At 64.9% G+C, this 18,315-nt stretch carries 19 protein-coding genes; 11 read left to right on the forward strand and 8 right to left on the reverse strand.

Features of this window, described 5'->3' with window-relative positions:
• The first annotated feature begins 125 nt into the window (after positions 1–125).
• On the forward strand, positions 126–812 hold the full coding sequence (locus tag ACNEOT_RS10525; RefSeq protein WP_415973940.1) for a HemK2/MTQ2 family protein methyltransferase: 687 nt from the start codon (positions 126–128) through the stop codon (positions 810–812).
• A 46-nt stretch (positions 813–858) separates the two neighbouring features.
• Positions 859–1,023: a CDGSH iron-sulfur domain-containing protein gene (locus tag ACNEOT_RS10530; RefSeq protein ID WP_415975095.1), complete on the forward strand. Its 165-nt coding sequence runs from the start codon at positions 859–861 to the stop codon at positions 1,021–1,023.
• Here the strand turns inward: ACNEOT_RS10530 and ACNEOT_RS10535 are convergent.
• Positions 1,005–2,012, reverse strand: a complete 1,008-nt coding sequence (locus ACNEOT_RS10535) for an iron-containing redox enzyme family protein (RefSeq protein WP_415973941.1) — start codon at positions 2,010–2,012, stop codon at positions 1,005–1,007. The two genes, ACNEOT_RS10530 and ACNEOT_RS10535, sit on opposite strands and share 19 nt — an antisense overlap.
• Before the next feature lie 124 nt (positions 2,013–2,136).
• Between ACNEOT_RS10535 and ACNEOT_RS10540 the strand changes: the two genes are divergently transcribed.
• On the forward strand, positions 2,137–3,318 hold the full coding sequence (locus tag ACNEOT_RS10540; RefSeq protein WP_415973942.1) for a zinc-dependent alcohol dehydrogenase: 1,182 nt from the start codon (positions 2,137–2,139) through the stop codon (positions 3,316–3,318).
• A gap of 79 nt (positions 3,319–3,397) precedes the next feature.
• Here the strand turns inward: ACNEOT_RS10540 and ACNEOT_RS10545 are convergent, their stop codons facing one another.
• Complete coding sequence (locus ACNEOT_RS10545) at positions 3,398–4,351, reverse strand: ferritin-like domain-containing protein (RefSeq protein WP_415973943.1); 954 nt, start codon at positions 4,349–4,351, stop codon at positions 3,398–3,400.
• 214 nt (positions 4,352–4,565) lie between these two features.
• Between ACNEOT_RS10545 and ACNEOT_RS10550 the strand changes: the two genes are divergently transcribed.
• Together ACNEOT_RS10550 and ACNEOT_RS10555 are read left to right on the forward strand one after the other, a co-directional pair.
• Positions 4,566–4,958 carry an OsmC family protein gene (locus ACNEOT_RS10550; RefSeq protein WP_415973944.1) on the forward strand — a complete coding sequence of 131 codons (393 nt, stop codon included), beginning with the start codon at positions 4,566–4,568 and terminating at the stop codon, positions 4,956–4,958.
• A 39-nt stretch (positions 4,959–4,997) separates the two neighbouring features.
• Positions 4,998–5,834, forward strand: coding sequence for a YihY/virulence factor BrkB family protein (locus ACNEOT_RS10555; RefSeq protein ID WP_415973945.1), 837 nt, complete (start codon positions 4,998–5,000; stop codon positions 5,832–5,834).
• Here ACNEOT_RS10555 and ACNEOT_RS10560 read toward each other — a convergent pair.
• The 4 genes from ACNEOT_RS10560 to ACNEOT_RS10575 form a co-directional block, all read right to left on the reverse strand.
• Positions 5,782–6,495, reverse strand: coding sequence for a CDP-alcohol phosphatidyltransferase family protein (locus tag ACNEOT_RS10560; RefSeq protein WP_415973946.1), 714 nt, complete (start codon positions 6,493–6,495; stop codon positions 5,782–5,784). The genes ACNEOT_RS10555 and ACNEOT_RS10560 overlap by 53 nt on opposite strands.
• 119 nt (positions 6,496–6,614) lie before the next feature.
• A complete protein-coding gene (locus ACNEOT_RS10565) occupies positions 6,615–6,845 on the reverse strand; it encodes a hypothetical protein (RefSeq protein WP_415973947.1) in 231 nt (76 codons plus the stop codon).
• A 106-nt stretch (positions 6,846–6,951) separates the two neighbouring features.
• Entirely contained in the window at positions 6,952–9,273 is a 2,322-nt protein-coding gene (locus ACNEOT_RS10570) for a glycosyltransferase (RefSeq protein WP_415973948.1), read from the reverse strand.
• Positions 9,270–10,244, reverse strand: a complete 975-nt coding sequence (locus ACNEOT_RS10575; RefSeq protein ID WP_415973949.1) for a WcbI family polysaccharide biosynthesis putative acetyltransferase — start codon at positions 10,242–10,244, stop codon at positions 9,270–9,272. Before ACNEOT_RS10575 ends, ACNEOT_RS10570 begins: the two co-directional genes overlap by 4 nt.
• Positions 10,245–10,374: 130 nt before the next feature.
• Between ACNEOT_RS10575 and ACNEOT_RS10580 the strand changes: the two genes are divergently transcribed.
• From ACNEOT_RS10580 to ACNEOT_RS10595, 4 genes are read left to right on the forward strand one after another with little or no spacing between them, the layout of a single operon-like run.
• Positions 10,375–11,460, forward strand: coding sequence for a glycosyltransferase (locus tag ACNEOT_RS10580; RefSeq protein WP_415973950.1), 1,086 nt, complete (start codon positions 10,375–10,377; stop codon positions 11,458–11,460).
• A gap of 4 nt (positions 11,461–11,464) precedes the next feature.
• A complete protein-coding gene (locus ACNEOT_RS10585; RefSeq protein ID WP_415973951.1) occupies positions 11,465–12,472 on the forward strand; it encodes a glycosyltransferase in 1,008 nt (335 codons plus the stop codon).
• Positions 12,469–13,293, forward strand: a complete 825-nt coding sequence (locus ACNEOT_RS10590) for a glycosyltransferase family 2 protein (protein ID WP_415973952.1) — start codon at positions 12,469–12,471, stop codon at positions 13,291–13,293. The genes ACNEOT_RS10585 and ACNEOT_RS10590 overlap by 4 nt, the downstream gene beginning before the upstream one ends.
• A 33-nt stretch (positions 13,294–13,326) precedes the next feature.
• On the forward strand, positions 13,327–14,349 hold the full coding sequence (locus tag ACNEOT_RS10595; protein WP_415973953.1) for an LLM class flavin-dependent oxidoreductase: 1,023 nt from the start codon (positions 13,327–13,329) through the stop codon (positions 14,347–14,349).
• 55 nt (positions 14,350–14,404) lie between these two features.
• Here the strand turns inward: ACNEOT_RS10595 and ACNEOT_RS10600 are convergent, their stop codons facing one another.
• A complete protein-coding gene (locus ACNEOT_RS10600) occupies positions 14,405–15,592 on the reverse strand; it encodes an esterase/lipase family protein (protein ID WP_415973955.1) in 1,188 nt (395 codons plus the stop codon).
• Between the two features lie 453 nt (positions 15,593–16,045).
• On the opposite strand from ACNEOT_RS10600, the gene ACNEOT_RS10605 reads away from it, so the two are divergent.
• Positions 16,046–17,191: a PucR family transcriptional regulator gene (locus ACNEOT_RS10605; protein WP_415973956.1), complete on the forward strand. Its 1,146-nt coding sequence runs from the start codon at positions 16,046–16,048 to the stop codon at positions 17,189–17,191.
• Positions 17,188–17,916: an EAL domain-containing protein gene (locus tag ACNEOT_RS10610; protein WP_415973957.1), complete on the forward strand. Its 729-nt coding sequence runs from the start codon at positions 17,188–17,190 to the stop codon at positions 17,914–17,916. Before ACNEOT_RS10605 ends, ACNEOT_RS10610 begins: the two co-directional genes overlap by 4 nt.
• A gap of 86 nt (positions 17,917–18,002) precedes the next feature.
• Here ACNEOT_RS10610 and ACNEOT_RS10615 read toward each other — a convergent pair whose 3' ends face one another.
• Complete coding sequence (locus ACNEOT_RS10615; protein WP_415973958.1) at positions 18,003–18,200, reverse strand: CsbD family protein; 198 nt, start codon at positions 18,198–18,200, stop codon at positions 18,003–18,005.
• Between the last annotated feature and the right edge of the window lie 115 nt (positions 18,201–18,315).

Below are 18,315 nucleotides of genomic sequence, written 5' to 3' on the forward strand. Positions count from 1 at the left end.
TGCTGAACCACGCATCTTCGAGGTACCCCGCGACGCTGATTCGTATGCATCGAAACGACAACGGGTTTGAGGGTGAGGGTGGAGGGAATACACATCCGAACACGCCGAGCTCGGGAGGCACGCCGATGACGACAGCCGAATACGATTCCATCAGATCCCTGACGTCCGTGCATGCCGACCCCGGAGTGTACGAGCCACAGGAGGATTCGCTTCTGCTGTGCGACATCGCTGCGCAAACCGGCGTCGTGCCCGGAGCTCGGGTACTGGACATGTGCACCGGAAGCGGCGCGGTGGCCATCACAGCCGCACTGTTGGGAGCCCGCGAGGTCGTCGCCTTCGACATCTCGGCGCGGGCCGTGGAATGTGCGCAGAGAAACGCACGTTCGGTCGGCGTCGAGGTGGACGTCAGGTTGGGTTCGCTGGCAGAGGCTGCGCACCTCGAGCCGTTCGACGTAGTGCTGTGCAATCCTCCATACGTACCGTCCGAACTTCCCCCGACGGGGATGGGTCTGCACCGCGCGTGGGATGCGGGGGAGGACGGCCGCACAGTGCTCGATCCGCTGTGCAGCGCCGCGGCCGATCTGTTGGTACCGGGCGGGGTGTTGCTCGTCGTCCACTCGGAATTTTCCGGGCCACGACGTACGGTGAACATGCTCTCGGGCAACGGATTCTCGGTGGCCGAGGCGAGCAGACAGATCATCGACTTCGGGCCGGTCATGCACCGTCGTGCGGAGTGGCTGGAGGCCCGCGGAGTATTGGCTCCTGGGTGCCGAACGGAGGAGTTGGTGGTTGTTCGTGGCGACAAGCGATGATGCGACAGGCGCACGCACCACGGTGAGGATCGTCCGCGGTGGACCGATGTTGATCGACGGACCGGTGAGTATCGAACTCGACGACGGTACGCGAGTGGAATCGGATCGATTCGTGGTCGCGGTGTGCACGTGCCGTCGCAGCAAGTCCTATCCGCTGTGCGACACGAGCCACCGCGCCAAGAAGCGACCGTCTCAGTCCAGCGAGGACTGACCGGCCGACCACCGCGCCATCACGTGCTCAGCGAGTTCGTTCTCCACGAAATCCAGCGCGCGCATTCCGAACACCACGTCGGCTTCGAGTTCGGGCTCGTTGCGAAGTAGGTTGCCGACCACGTCGTGACGAAGCACCTGCTCGTGCACGGCATCCGCCTCGACGTGCTCCGCGTAGAACGCAATGCATGCTGCGGGTGCGTTCAATCTCCGCAATCCCTGCACGTAGCGCTGTGAGCCCGGTGACGACGTGATCTCGGTGGCGGCGAGATGCCCGACCGTGGCACCGCGAAGTCCGCGGTGCAGGCCGAAGAGCGACATGAGGTTCACCCACGCCAAAGTCTGCGCAGGAACGCGGTCGACGTACCCGAGGTACGACGCGTCGAGGTCGGCGGCCACCATCGACTCGGCCCACAGATGCTGGTGCAGTCGATCGCCCTTGCCGCCGCCGTACTCGTCGAATTCGACTGCGACGTACGAGGCTTTGGCCTGTCCCGTCAGTCTGGGAATTGCCCAGGCGTGCGGATCGGCCTCTTTGAGGTGGTAAACGGATCGGTGCACGAAGTACTCGCGCATCTGCTCCCACGAGCCCTCGTCGCGCAGGAACCACGACGGGCCGGTTCCCGACGTCGCCTCGACGGACAGGGAGTCCATCTCTGCGGTGGCGTCGTCGCCGGGCTCGACGTTCGCTCGCACGTAGGTCAGGAAGGCGGACTCGAGCGCTGCTCGCAGTCGCAGCAGATCGGGGTCCCATTCCCACGCGTCGTCGACGCCGTCGAACCCGCGGTAGTGCAGCTCGTAGCAGATCAGGAGCGCGAGTTGGACGTCTCGGGACGTGGCATCGACCTCGGTCGGCCTCGGCAGGGGAGCAGGGCCGTTCGGCTCACCCGCGATCAAACACCGGGTGAGCGCATCCGTGATCGGCCCACACGGCATGGGCAGTGCCGGAGAGCGTGCAGTGGACGGGTCGACTGAGAACAACGCGGTCATACTGGTGACTACCCGCTGCCGGGCGGTACCAACCGCGCGCGACGCATGTGTTTGTGACCTGTCACAACAGGCAATGCGCACCGAACGACCTCGAACTTCGGAGTCGTTGCACCGGAAGGACCCCATGCGCGCAGTGACCTGGCAGGGCAAGAGAAAAGTCAGCGTGGACACCGTTCCCGATCCGCGGATAGAACTACCGACGGACGCGATCGTGAAGATCACGACCACCAACATTTGCGGGTCGGACCTGCATCTGTACGAAACCCTCGGTGCTTTCATGGACCAGGGTGACATCCTGGGCCACGAGCCGATGGGGATAGTCGAGGAAGTCGGTTCGCAGACAGGAGATCTCGCAGTCGGAGACCGGGTCGTCATTCCGTTCCAGATCTCCTGCGGCCACTGCTACATGTGCAATTCCACCCTGTACACGCAGTGCGAGACCACCCAGGTCCGTGACCAGGGAACGGGCGCAGCGCTGTTCGGCTTCTCCAAGCTCTACGGACAGGTTCCCGGCGGTCAGGCCGAGTATCTCCGCGTCCCGCAGGCGCAGTTCACTCACATCAAAGTTCCCGAGGGACCGCCGGATTCGCGATTCGTCTACCTCTCCGATGTGCTGCCCACCGCGTGGCAGTCGGTCGAGTACGCGGCAATTCCCGACGGCGGATCGGTCACGGTTCTCGGGCTCGGGCCCATCGGCGACATGGCAGCGCGGATCGCCCAGCACAAGGGCGCACGCGTGATCGCCGTCGACCTCGTTCCCGAACGACTCGCCCGCGCTGCGGCACGAGGAATCGAGACGGTGAATCTCGCCGAGCACAGCGGTGGCGTCGGCGACGTCATTCGCGAGATGACCGACGGCCGTGGCACGGACGCAGTCATCGACGCGGTGGGCATGGAAGCGCACGGATCCCCGGTCGGCAAACTCGCTCAGCAGATCGTCGGAATGCTCCCGGACGCTGTTGCTGCGCCCATGATGCAGAAGGCCGGTGTCGATCGACTCGGTGCGCTGTACTCGGCCATCGACATCGTCCGTCGAGGCGGAACGATCTCGATCATCGGCGTGTACGGCGGGATGGTCGATCCGCTTCCCCTGATGACCATGTTCGACAAGCAGATCCAGCTCCGGATGGGGCAGGCGAACGTCAAGAAGTGGATCGACGACATCATGCCGCTGCTCGGTGACGACGATCCTCTCGGCGTCGATTCGTTCGCGACACACGAGCTGTCACTCGAGGAAGCTCCCCACGCATACGAGATCTTCCAGAAGAAGCAGGACGGTGCGATCAAGGTTCTGCTGAAGCCGTAAGGCGTGCTTCGAATACAGCGATGCGGCCCGGAAGTTCACGGGCCGCATCGGTATTCGCAGAAGGATCAGTCGATCGACATCAGTCGATGGAGATGACGTCCTTGGCGATGGCTGCCACGCGCGTCTGTCCTGCGGACACGACTCCGTGGCGGTTCTTGTGGGCCTCCTCGTACGTCACGATCGTGCGTACGTCGGAAGGGTTGGTGAGGTCCTTGATGGCGGCGACGGCGTCCGAGACGTTGAGATCGTCGTAGTCCGCGATCGGCAGCTCGTCGGCGTCGAGAGATCCACCGGCGGAACGTGCGGTGTGAATCGCGTCGGCGACCGAATCGACTCCCTCGCTGCGGGTGACGTCCTCGGCAGCTTCGAGGGCTGCGTCGCGGCTCGCTGCCAAGGTCTTGACTGCAACGTCACCGGCGTGTGCGCCGCGGCCCAGCAGAGCGCTCAGGCGGTCCGGGGTGGAGCGGGCTACGTCGAGTGCCCGATCGAGTCGGCGTGCCGACCAGGTTGCCGGGGCGTTGACGATCTTCACTGCGGTGCCTGCAGCGGCCTGGAACGGAGTGCGACGCAGTGCTGCGGGTCCCCCGAGAGCGTCTTCTGCCAGTACCGTCTCGAGCCATGCGACCGTGGCGCTGTGCGCTGTGGCCAGCCGAGTCGCCAGTGCGACCACGGTGGGCTCGTTCGCCGCTGTTGCCAGTGCCTTGATGTACTTGGCCCGGCCCAGCAGTTGCTGCTCGAGAGCAAGATCGCCCAGCAGGGCTTCGTCGAACGGCTGTGCCTGCTCGGCGACAGTCTTGACGGCGGCGAGCGTACGGCCCAGGAACGGTGCAACGAGCTCCGGCAGTCCGCCGAGTCCGCGCAGTGCTTCCTCGATGGCAGCGGCGCGATCACGGCCGTTCGCGGCGTTCTGAGACAACTCCCTGCGAACCGCCTCGGTGCGCGCCTGAACGACGCGAGTCTCCGCGATCTGGATTTCGGTGTTCGTCAACTGCAGTGCAATGCGCAACTGCGCGATCAAAGTAGATGTGCTCATGGTGCTCCCCTTTCGGTTGGGTGGTCGATTGCTCCGGCCGATGCCTGTGGGTCACAGCGTGATGCCCGGCCCTGACAGCAGCGTTACCCGCCGGTAGGTTCCGTCAAACTGGAGTGTGTCGGAACTGTGAACATCGACACGTACCCCTCGGTGTCGTTTCGGATGCTCGACCCCCGCCGGTTTCGATCCGACGCCGACTGGACATCCGGCATCGATGAACACCGAGCTGTACACCGCAACTGTTTCCGCCACCGCCACCGGAGTGACGTCCGACGACGGCGTGCTCTCCCTGGACGTGCGTGAACCCGAACAACTCGGTGGGCCGGGGGAGTGCACCAATCCGGAACAGCTGATGGCCGCCGCGTTGGCGAGTTGCTTGGTCGAGTCCTTGCGCATCGCCCTCGGAACGGTCGGCGGAAGCGTCGCCGACCTCGCGGTGAAAGGCACCGTCGTACTCACCGACTCCGACGCATCCGGATACGACGCGACCTTCGCCCTCGCCGTATCCCTGCCCGGCACCGAAGATCCGGAAGCCGTGCTGGCGCAGGCAACATCGATCTGCCCGTTTCTCAAGGTCATCGACGGAGTGGACGTCACTCTTGAATGACGCCGTGACGGTCGATCTGTGCTCCGGCACTCGGGCGACATGACCTCGATACGCACCAAGGCAGTGCGTGGAGTCGACGCGATCAAAGCCGGGTTCGCGCGTGAGGACACCACGTTGATCGCAGGCGGTTTGACCTTCTATGCCGTGATCGCCGTGGTGCCGCTGCTGCTCCTCACGATTCGCGCGTGCGCACTGCTGACCTCGTCGCAGTGGGTAGGTGCCGGTTTCGACGCGATGTCGGCTCTGTTGCCCGATGCCCTCGGTGCTCGTGCGGCGCTGGACGGATTGGCCACTGCCGGAATCGAACTCGGGCCCGTCGGTGTTCTGATCGCCATCTTCCCCGCAACGTTCTACGGAGAGGGGCTGCGCAGGGCGATCGTGCGATTCGCTCCGACACGGGAATCGTTCACCGGTTGGCGCGGTCGGTTGGCGATGGTGCCGTTCTTCGTTGCCGCACCGGTGTTGCTGGCAGGCGTGCTGAGCGTCGCTCGGTTGCTGGAGGCGTCGACCGGTGGCGGCGGCAACGGAGCCATGGCGTTGCGGGTGTTCCTCGGCTTCAATTGCCTGTGGTTGATCCTGTCGGTCCCGCTGGCATGGACCTACCGCGTGATTGCGCCCCGCGCAGTGGGCTGGCGCGCGTTGATCGTCGGATCACTCGTCACATCGTCCATCGTCACCGGGTTCGTACACGGGTTCATCCTGTTCTTGGCCATTCCGGTGGATCTGGGCGCACCCTTCGGCGGTCTCACCGCGATCGGAGGCGGCGTGGCGATCATGCTGTGGATGTTCGTATTCCACGTGCTGGCTCTCGCCGGCTGGTTGGTCACCGCCGAGTTCGATCTGCTCGACGATGCAACCCGAACATCAACTGAATGAATCCGAATACTGCGAGCGCGCACGTCACGGACACACCGATCGTTGCCGATGTTCCTGCAGAGGCCGGGGCGGCACCGGCAACCGTTGCCGTGACCGCGGCGGCGATCACTCGCGACGGACGTTCCCACACCGTGAGGAAGCCGACGTCCTCGATTCCGGAACCCACGGCCCTGGCGCGGGCCATCTCGTGCAGCAATGTCGTCACGCCGACCGCTACAACGACCTGGACGGGAGCTCCCAGGGCAAGACCGCTGGCCAGGAGCAGCAGATCACTGCAGCGATCTGCGACGGTGTCGAGCAGGTATCCCCACTGAGACTGGGACCGACCGATCATTGCCACCCCGCCGTCGATACCGTCGAGCAGCCCGGAGATGACGATCAGCACGGCTGCGATCAGTGGTGCCGAGGTGCCTGGCCGCGAGAGGGCCAACGCCGCCCCGGCCACCACCACGGCGGTGAAGGTGACGGCATGGGCGGACACCGACGCGCGGACCAGCGGAACACTCAAGGAGTACACGACGCGAAGCCAACCCGAAACCAGTGCGGACGAGGACGGATCGATGTCGTTGTGCAGCGTCGACCACGTGGACAGATACTCCTCGCGAGTCGCCGGACGTACCGACATGCTCTGCTGCTTCGACGTACTGCGCTGATTGACCATCGAGAATCCTTGCTCGGCACCGAATGAAACGACCCGACGAGCACGTGACCGGCGATGGCGCGTCGAGACAACGAAGTACCCGTCCACCGCGTTCTCAATCCGCACCGGAGCGTCGGGCGTCAGTCGTCGTCGGAGTTGCTCGCCCTCCTGCGCGCTTTCAAGCGCGAGATCTTGATGCCTACGGCCGTGAGTACGAGCACCCATCCCGCGATCAACACGCTGCCACCGACGAACGCCGCGCGACGCAGCGGATGTTCGTCGGCGTACACGTATCCGACTGTGCCCCAAATCAATGCAACGAGCGCGATGATTGCCATCATCCAGATCATCGAATAGAGCGTTCTGTTCATTGTTCACCCGACCTTGCTGTTACATCGTCCCCGACGAACTCTGACGTGCATTCTTCTACCGGCTGCCGCTGTCTCTTGCCGCCCGGCCGCGGCATCGCACCACACATCACCAGGCCAGATTCGGCTGCAGTTCACCGGTGGACACTCCGAATTCGACGCCCGTGCGGTGCATGTGCCCGAACAACGCTCTCGTTACGTCCTCCGGTGTGCGACCGAGTGCGCCGGCCCACCGCGCCGCGCGTGCACTCGACCGTGAACTGCGCAATTCGACGGCACCGGTTCCGCCGACATCGACGGTGAGGCGATCGGCACCGGTTGCCAGCATACGGCGCACGGCACCTTCGCCGAACACTACGAGTCCGCGAACGTCCACGACAACGTGACTTCGGCCGGTGTCGCTCGGCCGACCCAGATGGATGCGAGAGTCGACGTCGCCCCACGGCGCTCGCAACGGCGCCGCGTCGACGCCGTCGATCCACACCGCGCAATCGCGCTCGTGCAGAACCGATCCGACTGTGGCGAGCAGCGACGCCGAGCTGTGTCCCGTCGAATCGACGACCACGACGATCTCGGCAACGGCGTAGACGAGGCCATGCGTGCGGGCCGCCGGGTCGGTGATGCGGGAGGACAGCATCAGGGCCTCGGCGTTCTTGCGTTCACGATCGCCGCCCGTCCGCTCGGCCCATTCCGGTCCGTCGTGCCAGGCGACCGCTCGAGACATGTGCGCCAGGACGGCACCGGCGTCGTAGGCGCGGTGCGCGAAATCCCAATCCTCGCCGCCGTATCCGACGAAGGTCCCGTCGAATCCGCCGACCTCGTCGAACAGCTCACGACTGCACGACATGACGGCGCTGATGACATACCGGTACGAACGTCGATCGGCATCGAGCAGGTCACGCGATTGTGCATATCCGTCTCGAAGCCATTGCGGCTCCGTCAATTCCGGTGGACCGACCGATCGTCCGGAGAACCACCCCGCCATGTCCTCGGCCCGCACGGCCGACATGTCGGCGTGCCGTCGACGCCCCACGGTGAGTGCGTCGGGCAAGGCCGCGAGCAGCTTCACCGTCTCCGCGATGTATCCGGGTTCGGGGACGGTGTCCGCGTCCAGAAAACACAGAACCTCACCCTCGGAGGCCGAAGCGCCGAGATTGCGGGCCGCGGCCGCGCGGAAACCGAGATCGGCCTGTCGAACGACGGTGATGTCGAGAGTGGAACGAAATACGTCGACGTCCGGCGCGACGTCGGACCCGTCGTCGGCAACGATCACCTGAATTCGGGAGGCCGCATAGGTCTGCAGTGCCAGCGCGGCGAGTACGAGCTCGAGTTGGCGTTGCTGGCGAAAGTACGTGATGACCACCGACACATGCGGTTCGCGGTCGACGGACGGGACAAGATCCCACCGATTGTTCGGTACGACCCACCGGCCGTCGGGAAGTCCTAGCGCCGCCTGCGCGCACTGTTCGTCGAACAGCGCGGAGTACAGTGCGGCGGCCTGAGGGAGTGTCGGGTAGTGCACGACATCTCGGTCCTGCCACGTCTTGTCAGGGTTGCGCAGCGCCTCGGACAGTGCAGCGGCGAGGCCGTCGACCGAATTCTCGTGAATCCACAGTGCCCCCGGGGAGTTGGACTCCATTTCTTCCACGTATCGACCGCGAGGGACGAGGGGGCGGCGGTCTGCCGCGATCCAGGAATTGATCGAACCGGATGCCGAAACATGCCGATGGAACGCGACGGGTACCGCGATCGATCGTAGGAGTTCGTCGAGGTCGGCATCGGGCACGAAGCCCGTCGAATCGAAGGACCGGTCACTGTTCGTTGCGACACAACCGAGTTCGTCGATCATGGATCCATGGCCCGCGGACGCGGATCCGATGGCGAGAAAGCCGACGTCGGTATCCAGAGATTTCATGGCACCGAGTACCTCCTCGTGCCCCTTGCCCGGATAGACGAACCCGAGCACGGCGACGACTCTTCGCGTGGTGCCGCGGTGTTCCGTCGGCTGCGTCGCACTGCCGATCGGAAGTGGGATCACCCGGACGTCTGCTCGACGGTCCAGGACATCCTCGAGCAGCAGTTGCTCGTGCATGCTGGAGACGACGACGGCAGACGCGCAGTCGATCACCCGTCGATAGCACTCTTTCCGCGCCTCGAATGCGCGGCCGTCGGACACTTGCGGAACATCGTGCACCGTGACGGTGATGGGCGCGCGGTGCCGCAGAGCGGCGGCAACGAACGCATCCGCGGCCTCGGGTGCGGTGCCGCCGAACAATCGATCGGTGAAGTGCACGTGGATCGGGGTGTCGAGGGGAAGCTGCTCGATATCGGAGATCACCGGACTCGCTGTCGCGGAGGCCAATTCGCGTGCGCAGCGCACGACGCCGTGTTCGGGTGGGCCGGCGACGAGGTGATGTACTCGCCCGGTCACGGTGCCAGCTCCAGTATTTCGATCAATTCGGCATGCCGTTCGAGCGCGGCTCCGACGAACTCGGGGTGAGCTGCGTACCACTGCAGGTGAGCGCGGTGAACGGAATCCGGTGAATGCGCGGTGCCGTCGACCGACCAATCGGAGCGTGGGCTGCCGTCCAGGCCGAGAGCATCGAGCACTCGTTGCTCGATGGGCGCACGGACACCGCCGAGCAATTGACGACCCGGGTCCCGGACCGTGCAGCCGGTGTTCAGGTGGTCGAGTATCCGCTGGGCGACTGCAGTGAGCACCGCGTTGGTCGCATGATTGATCGTGTGAGTGGCGTTGCTCCCGGCGTCTCGAAACAGGTCGGAGGCGGCAACGTCGGTGTCTCGGCTCTCTCGTCGACGCAACTCGTCGAGGCTTGCTTCGGCTGCGTGTCGCAACCCGATGTCCGAGACCGGTCGGTCCCAGTCCTCGTTGCTGCCGAGCCCACGCTCGGCGGCAAGGATCGTGCGTAAGTCGTGATACGGCACCATGTTCGGTACGGCGGCCGGGTCGCTCGGGTGTCGAACGATCACCTGAAAGGGATGCAGCCCCGCGTATCTGAGTACCGGCCATCGGACGATGGTGGCATCTGCCGGAAGCACTTCGGCGAGGTCGGGAACCCCGAGCGGCAGCGAACGATAGCCGGCTCGGACAGGTTGCGTCAGTAGCACCGACGCCTGGCGCGCGAGTCGGTGGACGTGTGGCAGGTCCGCACGTTCGAGTTCGTGAACGGGCGGAATCCGCACGGTTCGCAGCGGCATGACTGGATCGGAACCGAGGAGAATGCGCAGCGCCTCGGCTTGACAGTTTCCCCAGACCAGCAGCAGTGGCCTGGTGTCCTCGGAACGACCCAGGTTGTCCGTTGCTGCGTAGAAATCGCCGTAGTGGCGGGTGCGACCGTCCATACTTGCCCCGACGTCGTGTGCTCGTTCGTGGTGAATCATCTCTCGTCAACGTAGACCCGGTGACGGTGCTGCGCCAACCCCGATTGAACCCAGGCCGAAGTGGGTACTGACCCTGAGTATCGCGTGTCGGGACCAGGCACGGTCCGCCTGCCAGACCCCGAAGGAATTCATGATTCGCGTTGCATCGGTGCCGTCCTCGCATGCCTACGTTCAGCATCTGCAGCCCGTTCTCGGCAACGCCGAGCCCGCGGGCTCCGCCGACGAATCGGTGGTGCTACTGCCCGATCCGGCCCCGGCCCACGTCGACGTGCCCGGGCAGTGGTGGCCGCCGCGGCTGCTCGATTCCCGGTGGCTGGCCGAGCAGACCGACGTGCGGTTCGACGTACTGCACGTGCATTTCGGCTTCGAGTCGTTCGAGCCGGAGGAGCTCACCCGTACCGTCGCGCATCTGCGCGCCCACCGGCAGCCGATGGTTCTGACGGTTCACGACCTGCACAATCCCCATTTCGCCGACAACGCCGATCATCTGCGCAAACTGGATGTGCTGGTGTGCGCAGCCGACGCCGTGATCACCCTGACTCGGGGAGCGGCCGACTGGATTCGCGATCGATGGGGCGTCGAGGCCACAGTGGTCGAACATCCGCACGTGGTGCCCCTCGAGCGTATGGACATCCCGCGCCCACAGTCGGATTCGTTCGTCATCGGCGTTCATGCCAAGAACCTGCGGTCCAACATGGACCCGTTGGCGGTGATGGACGCGGTGGTCGAGGCTGCGCGTTCGCTCCCCGACGCGTCGGTCCGGTTGGACATCGACGAGGACGTGTTCGAGTTCTCCAGCCATTGGTACAATCCGACTGTCGGCGCGAAGCTGCTGGACTACAACAGCTTTCCCGATGTGGATGTGCGTGTGCACGGACGATTCGACGACGACGCGCTGTGGGACTATCTGGCGTCGATCGATGTCGCGGTGTTGCCGTATCGATTCGGTACGCACTCCGGTTGGCTCGAGGCGTGCCGTGATCTCGGCACGTCCGTGGTCGCATCGGACTGTGGGTTCCACGCAGACCAGGCGAAGGTGCACACCTTCCGCATGGGAATCGACTCGTTCGATCCCGCCACTCTCGTTTCTGCCGTGCGGGCATCGTACGACGATCGAACGCAGGCAATGGATTCGAGCACACGGGCGGAGCAAAGAAGGCTGATCGCGGCAACACATGCAGCGATCTATTCCGAGGTCCTGAAGAAAGCGCGGTGAGCGCATGATCGGGTACTACGCACACCACCACGGCGTCGGTCACATCACGCGCTCCGACGCCATCGCTCGGTCGATGGCGGAGCCGATGACCGTGTTGTCCTCGCGAGCTCGACCGGCAGCGCATGCGGCGGCCGAGTGGATCTCGCTCCCGCTCGACGTCGGTGAGTCCACGAAAAGTGATGCGGCGCAGAACACTTCGGCCGGAGGGGTGTTGCACTGGGCTCCGCACGACGTGGACGGTCTGACCGAAAGAATGGCGATCATCGCGGAGTGGGTGGCCCGCGAGCGCCCGAGCGCGGTGGTGGTCGACGTATCGGTCGAAGTGGCAATGTTCCTTCGGCTCATGGGAGTTCGCGTGATCGTCATGGCCGTACCGGGGGAGCGGGAGGATGCGATCCACAGCCTCGCCTATCGAGCGGCGACCCATATCGTTGCGCCCTGGGCGCGGGGAGTCTACGACCCGATCTGGTTGCGTCCCTACGCCGAGAAGACGACCTACTCCGGTTCGATCAGCCGATTCGCCGGACGCGAGCGAGCGTGCGAGTCCATCGATCCGACGGTGGTGGTGTTGGGTGCCGCCGGTGGCACGTCGTTGACCCGGGACCTGGTGGACTCGTGGGCGGCGGTGGACGCCCGCTTCGCGTTCCGTGCACTCGGTGTCGCGGGCGGCGACTGGGTCGACGACGTATGGCCGGTATTGTGTTCGGCGGCAATCGTTGTCACGCATGCCGGGCAGAATGCCATCGCCGACGTCGCCGCCTCCGGCGCGCCGGCCATCGTGGTGCCACAGCCTCGGCCGTTCGGTGAGCAGTCGGCAACTGCCGCCGCACTGGCGCGCGGTTCGTTCGCCGAAGTTCTCGATGCGTGGCCGGCGATTGCCCGATGGCATGCTGCGGCGGATCGCGCCCTCGCCATCGGTGGTCGTCGGTGGTCCGCGCTGCGCACCGACGGCGCTCCCGTCCGCGCCGCCCGTGCGATCGAGCAGTCCGCGCGCCGAACGGTTCGGCAGTGAAGATCGTTCTCGTCACCGTGGTGTCCGGTCGACACGAGCACCTGAGCGCTCAGGTGCGTGGCCTGGGCGCATCGACGAGCGCGGGGCGGATCGAGCACATCGTCGTCTCGATGGGCGACAGCGCGATCGGCGAGGTACTGGCTCGATCGGGGTCGGCGGCAATGTGCATCGACATGCCCGCACAGACCCCGCTGCCCCTGGCCCGGGCACGTAACCTGGGCGCGGCCGCAGCGATCGAACATGGTGCCGAGTTGCTGGTCTTTCTCGACGTGGACTGCATCCCCGGTCCGGACATGATCGATCGATACCATTGTGCGGCAACGCTACCCGGCAGCGAACGGTCCCTGCTCTGCGGCCCGGTGACGTACCTGAAAGAGAAGGACATCGGTGTGGAAGGCGAGGCGCTGACGCTGCTGACCTCGCCGCACCGGGCGCGGCCCAACCCGCCCGTCGACACCGTCGAGAACGGCGACAACTTCGATCTCTTCTGGTCGCTGTCCTTCGCGGTCACGGCACGAACCTGGACCGAACTCGGAGGCTTCTGCGAGGACTACACCGGGTACGGCGGCGAGGACACCGATTTCGCAGCCACCGCGGAGGCGTCGGGCATGGGGTTGCGATGGGTCGGTGGGGCACACGCCTATCACCAGTTCCATCCGGTCTCCGATCCGCCGGTGGAACATCTCGACGACATCGTCGCCAATGCGCGTACCTTCTTCGATCGATGGGGGCGGTGGCCGATGGTCGGCTGGCTCGACGCCTTCGCCGCCCGTGGTCTTCTCGAATACGGCGACTCCGAAATTCACCGCAGGCTCGATTAGGCTGACCGCACATGCGGTGAAAGGAGTCTCCACGTGCCCCAGCCTTCTCGTCCGTTGCGTTCGCTCGGCTTTCTCACGATCGGGCTGTTCGACGAGGCCGATCCTGCGCATGGGCACGAGTCGACACTGAACATCATCGAACTCGGAGAGCAGTTGGGCTTCGACAGTGCCTGGCTTCGGCATCGCCACCTGCAGTTCGGAATCTCCTCGCCCATTGCCGTCATGGCCGCAGCGACGCAGCGAACGGACCGGATAGCGCTCGGCACGGCGGTGACACCGTTGGGCTGGGAAAATCCCCTGCGTTTGGCCGAGGATCTGGCGACGGTCGACGTGTTGTCGGGTGGGCGGATCAATCCCGGAGTGAGTGTGGGACAACCGATGCAGTTCGAGCGGGTCAAACATTCGCTCTATCCCGACACCGCGAACACCGAGGACTTCGGGTACGAACGGGTATCGAGGTTGCTCGGGTTCGTCGCCGGTGAGCCGGCGTCGACGTGGTCGGGTACCGAGGGGATCGAGTCGTATTCCGCTCGTGTGCAACCGCATTCGCCCGGCCTACGCAGTCGGATGTGGTACGGCGGCGCGAGCCTGCGGTCGGCGCAGTGGGCCGGTGAGAACGAGATGAACTTTCTGGTGAGCAGCGTGGTGCGCGCCGAGGAGTCCACCGAGTTCGACGACATCCAGCTTTCGCACATTCGGCGTTTTCGTGAGTTCCACCCGGCCGGGAACGACGCGAGGGTCTCTCAGGGATTGGTGGTGATTCCGACCGACAGTGCCAGTGCCGCGCAGACGGCCAAGTACGAGGATTACGCGCGTGGTCGATTCGCACGCACCCGTGAGCCGCAGGGTCCGGCACGCATGATGTTCGCGCCCGACATCGTGGGCACCTCGGACGTCATCGCCGAGAGGCTGTACGCGAACAAATCGTTTCGCGAGGTCGACGAGGTGGCGTTCGCATTGCCCTTCAGTTTCGACCACGAGGACTACGTGCAGATTCTCACCGACATGGCCCAGAAGCTGGGGCCAGCGCTGGGGTGGGCACCCACACACCACTGAGGGCGATCGGCTTCGGTGGCCGACCGCCCTCGGCGTGAACAGAATGTGCGGTCGACTACTGGCCGGTGATGGGCGAGTTGAAGGCGCACGGGATCGACTTCGCGGGGAAGCCCTTCGGATCCAACGCGTTCTTCACGATGCCGATCGCGCGAGGCGAGACCGACATCGACAGGTGGTCGGACAGGTCGATCTCGCACCCGTCCTGCAACGTGACGTTGTTGACGGTCGCGCCCGGACCCGCGACGAGGAAGGTCGTCTTGTACGGGGTGACGACTTCGTCGTACCTCGTGGCGATCGTCGTGTAGGCGACACCCTTCTCGGTGTCACCACCTGCCTCGAGGCCCTTCACCAGCGCCGAATCGACAACTTGATCCGACGCGGCGGGCCCGGCGATGGCACCGACGACGCCGAGGACGTTCAGGCCGAGATTGTTGATGGTGCGCCCCAGTGTTCCGATGCCCAGGAGCGTGGTTCCGTGGTTGGAACCACCGAGGCTGACGATGTTCGCGACCTTGTTCTTGCTCGGGTCGCTCGGGTTCGCGCCACCCTCGAATCGCATGTACTGGCGCGAGGCAAGACTGCCTTGTGAGTGACCGACGATGTCCACCTGCGACGCGCCCGTTGCCTCGAGCACCGCGTCGATGTACGTGGCGACTTCCTTCGCGCTCTCTGCGATGGGACCGGTGCCGCGCAGCGATTCGAGCTGGCCCAGAGCGCTCGAGTCCTGGTCTCCGGTGTTGGGGGCAAAGATGCAGTAGCCCTCCTTCTTCAGGGCAGGCGACATGCGGGCAAAGTTGTTGTACGCGTTTTCCCAGGTGCCGTGCAGGAGTACGACCGGGCGCGGATGTGCTGCCGAGGGCTTGCAGTTCCAGTCGTTTGCACCCTGGGGGGCCACGTCGGGGTTGACGATGCTGTAGAGGAATCCTGCGAGGAAGTTCTTCTGCTCCGGTCCGTAGCCGATGGTCTCGGTCCGTGGGTCGTACGTGGTGGTCGCGGGAGCCGCAGATTCGATGCTGGGCGCGGCGATACCCTGGTCTGCGGCCTTGGGTGATGCCTCGGTCGGGCCGGGCGGAACAACTGTGTCGCCCTGCACGGTGGCGGGCGGGGCAGGGGCGGTGGCGGGCTGCGCCTGTGCTGCAACACCGGAACCGAGGGCAACCGAACACGCCATGGCCGCGATCATCGCAGCGCGCACCGTGGTGACCTTCCGTTGTGTGCGGAAGGTGGACCGAGAAGTGGTCATGGAGCCTGACTTTCGACGAGGGTCATGTGGACAACTCGGAACAGTAGGTCCGAATTTCGGTCGGAAGAGTGGTCCGCCTCACGTTTGGAATCCACCCGAATACGACGGTTCACATGTGAGTGAGCATCACAAATGGGGACGCTTCCACCGAAAAGACAGATTAGTTGCTGGGTTTATCGCGCAAAACAATCCTCCGGTCTGCTTTGTGCATTAGGGTTCGCATGTCTTCGTTGCGGCCGACGGTTGGGTCTCGACGGGGACAGTTCGATACCGAGGCAGGGCCGTTGTGGGCAGACATCGACCGCCTGACAGACATGACCTGACGCGGGTTTCGAGTACGAGGGGTGGGTCCGGGTGACTGCGATGGAGAGTGTGGGCACAGCGCAGGAGGAGTACGCAGGTGGTCGACGTGCATCCGATCGTTTGCGGACGCCTCGGGAGACTGCCGCGCGAATGCTGAACAGATTTGTCGTCGAACCCGAGCACGCTCCGCCTCCGCGCGAGTGCGCCCGAGGCGAGCTCGACGACATGGCGACCACCTGTAGTGAACTCGCCGCAGGAGTCCTCGACTCCGGTCGGCTACCGATCGCGGGTGCATTGGACACCTTCCGGGACGCCGCCACTCGATGGGCTCGCGACGGTGTTCCTCTCGGTCGCATCCAGCACGCGATCAACGAGGGCTGCGCACTGGGGCTACGGGCTGCCGGGCCGTCGGCGGACATCGCGGGCAGCGACCGGACGATTCTGATCATGGAGCTTCTCGATGTCGTCACCGAGGCGGTGTCCGATGCCTATCTCGCGGAGTTCCGCACGTTGGCACAGAACGGTCCACGACACGACATCGAACTGCTCGACGCCCTGCTGACCGGCGATGGCACGGCCCGCAGGATCGCCGATCGAATGGGTGCACTGCTCGCCGAGGAGTACCACGTGGTGGCTCTGCACTTTCCGGCCCACGCCGACGAAGGGGGTAGGCGCGGCGACGCGGCGATGATGGGCGCTCGAAAGCTGCGGAGAATTCATGCCGCTCTGGCAGCTCACGACGGAGACAATGCCGCGATTGCGTCGATCAGCCCCACCGGTGGAACGATACTGCTGCCCGACGCATCCGGCTCCGACGTCGACGAACTGGTCGGCCGGCTCGCGGACGCAGGCCAGGTCGCCGTGACTGCAGCGACCGGTTCGGCACCGGTCGACGACATCGCTGCGACTGCACCCCATCTGTACGAACTACTGAGCCTGGTACGTCGGCTGCGGTACGCGCCCGGCACGTATCGGATGTCGGATCTCGTATTCGAGTATCAGGTCAGCCGGCCGGGCCTGGGCCGCAAGCACCTCGTGACGCTGATCGATCCGCTGCGCGACTCGGTCGATCTGTTGCCGACGCTGCACGCATTCGTCGAGTCGGACTCCAACCGCAAGAAGACGGCAACCTGGCTGACCGTGCACCCCAACACTGTCGACTACCGGCTCAAGCGTGTGGAGCAGCTCACCGGACTCGATCCGATGAAGCCATCAGGATTGCGTCGACTGCATGCTGCACTGATCGCCGACCGCCTCGAGGCACGTCGCGTTTCGGTGGACGAGCGACCACTGTGACCGTGCCGGACGGCTCGGTGCTCGCAGCATCGGCGGCACTCGATTCGGTGGAGTCCGTGGCTGCACTGTTTCAGCCCGTCGTCGAACTTTCGACCGGCGCAGTCGTCGGATACGAGGCTCTGGCCAGGTGGCCGTCTCCGAGCGTCGCCTTACCCGAGGACGTGTTCGCCCTGGCCCGAGCGCGCGGAATGGTGGGCCGCGTCGACGTCGCCTGCCGGGCCGCTGCGCTTCGGGCGGCCCGCGAGGTCGCGTACTCGCGTCGCGTGCGCTTCTTCCTCAACATCGAGCCGGGCTGCTTCGCCGACGAACGCGACGTCGACACCCACCTCGATGTGATCGGAGACGACCTCGACGTCGTTCTCGAGATCACCGAGCGAGATCTCGACCGCAACGTTCCACTGCTGATGGCGTTGGTTCGAGGAGCTCGTGCCCGCGGAATGGCAGTGGCAATGGACGACGTCGGTGCTACTCCCGCGACATTGGAGCTGTTGGCCTCGGTCGCACCGGACATCGTCAAACTCGACGCGTCGATCATCCGATCCCCCTATCGGTCGCGCGCCGCGGTGCGCCAGGTGCAGTCCTACGTCCGGTCGAGCGACGCAATTCTGCTGGCCGAGGGGATCGAAACCCACAGACATCTGCGTCGCGCGCGAGCGCTGGGAGCAACTTTGGGGCAGGGCTGGATGTTCGGACGCCCGATGCCGCTGCCGAAACCGCCGGTCTGACCACCGTTCGAAACGACGAACCCCGCACCCTCGCCGGCCGGTGAGCCTGGGGGGAGCGGGGTTCGTCGCACAACCTATCGAAACGATCAGTTCGTGAACTTGTCCTTGATGTTGCCCGCGGCGTCCGAGACGTCGTCGCCGACCTGCTTGGTCTTGCCCGTCGCCTGATCCTTTGCGCCTTCGGCAGCAAGATCGTCGTTGTCGGTCTTGTGGCCGATCTTTTCCTTGGCTTCGCCCACGAGCTCTTCTGCCTTGTGCTTTGCCTTGTCGATGAAATCAGCCATGTGAACTCCTCGAAATCGTTTGTACCATCCGTTCACGGGAAGCTATACCCGCAATCGAAGGTCGTAACCATGTGAGGTGCGTGCGGGTTGTGCAGGTACGAACCGGGTAACCCAT

It is taken from the genome of Rhodococcus sp. 077-4 (genome assembly GCF_047782425.1).
Taxonomy (GTDB): domain Bacteria; phylum Actinomycetota; class Actinomycetes; order Mycobacteriales; family Mycobacteriaceae; genus Rhodococcoides.

What these genes read in the sequence shown, in the direction of transcription:
- ACNEOT_RS10535 (WP_415973941.1), bottom strand. Translation starts at nt 2,012, where the DNA reads ATGACCGCGTTGTTCTCAGTCGACCCGTCCACTGCACGCTCTCCGGCA.
- ACNEOT_RS10565 (WP_415973947.1), bottom strand. Translation starts at nt 6,845, where the DNA reads ATGAACAGAACGCTCTATTCGATGATCTGGATGATGGCAATCATCGCG.
- ACNEOT_RS10525 (WP_415973940.1), top strand. Translation starts at nt 126, where the DNA reads ATGACGACAGCCGAATACGATTCCATCAGATCCCTGACGTCCGTGCAT.
- ACNEOT_RS10585 (WP_415973951.1), top strand. Translation starts at nt 11,465, where the DNA reads ATGATCGGGTACTACGCACACCACCACGGCGTCGGTCACATCACGCGC.
- ACNEOT_RS10580 (WP_415973950.1), top strand. Translation starts at nt 10,375, where the DNA reads ATGATTCGCGTTGCATCGGTGCCGTCCTCGCATGCCTACGTTCAGCAT.
- ACNEOT_RS10600 (WP_415973955.1), bottom strand. Translation starts at nt 15,592, where the DNA reads ATGACCACTTCTCGGTCCACCTTCCGCACACAACGGAAGGTCACCACG.
- ACNEOT_RS10605 (WP_415973956.1), top strand. Translation starts at nt 16,046, where the DNA reads ATGCTGAACAGATTTGTCGTCGAACCCGAGCACGCTCCGCCTCCGCGC.
- ACNEOT_RS10540 (WP_415973942.1), top strand. Translation starts at nt 2,137, where the DNA reads ATGCGCGCAGTGACCTGGCAGGGCAAGAGAAAAGTCAGCGTGGACACC.
- ACNEOT_RS10575 (WP_415973949.1), bottom strand. Translation starts at nt 10,244, where the DNA reads ATGATTCACCACGAACGAGCACACGACGTCGGGGCAAGTATGGACGGT.
- ACNEOT_RS10615 (WP_415973958.1), bottom strand. Translation starts at nt 18,200, where the DNA reads ATGGCTGATTTCATCGACAAGGCAAAGCACAAGGCAGAAGAGCTCGTG.
- ACNEOT_RS10555 (WP_415973945.1), top strand. Translation starts at nt 4,998, where the DNA reads ATGACCTCGATACGCACCAAGGCAGTGCGTGGAGTCGACGCGATCAAA.
- ACNEOT_RS10545 (WP_415973943.1), bottom strand. Translation starts at nt 4,351, where the DNA reads ATGAGCACATCTACTTTGATCGCGCAGTTGCGCATTGCACTGCAGTTG.
- ACNEOT_RS10560 (WP_415973946.1), bottom strand. Translation starts at nt 6,495, where the DNA reads ATGGTCAATCAGCGCAGTACGTCGAAGCAGCAGAGCATGTCGGTACGT.
- ACNEOT_RS10530 (WP_415975095.1), top strand. Translation starts at nt 859, where the DNA reads ATGTTGATCGACGGACCGGTGAGTATCGAACTCGACGACGGTACGCGA.
- ACNEOT_RS10550 (WP_415973944.1), top strand. Translation starts at nt 4,566, where the DNA reads ATGAACACCGAGCTGTACACCGCAACTGTTTCCGCCACCGCCACCGGA.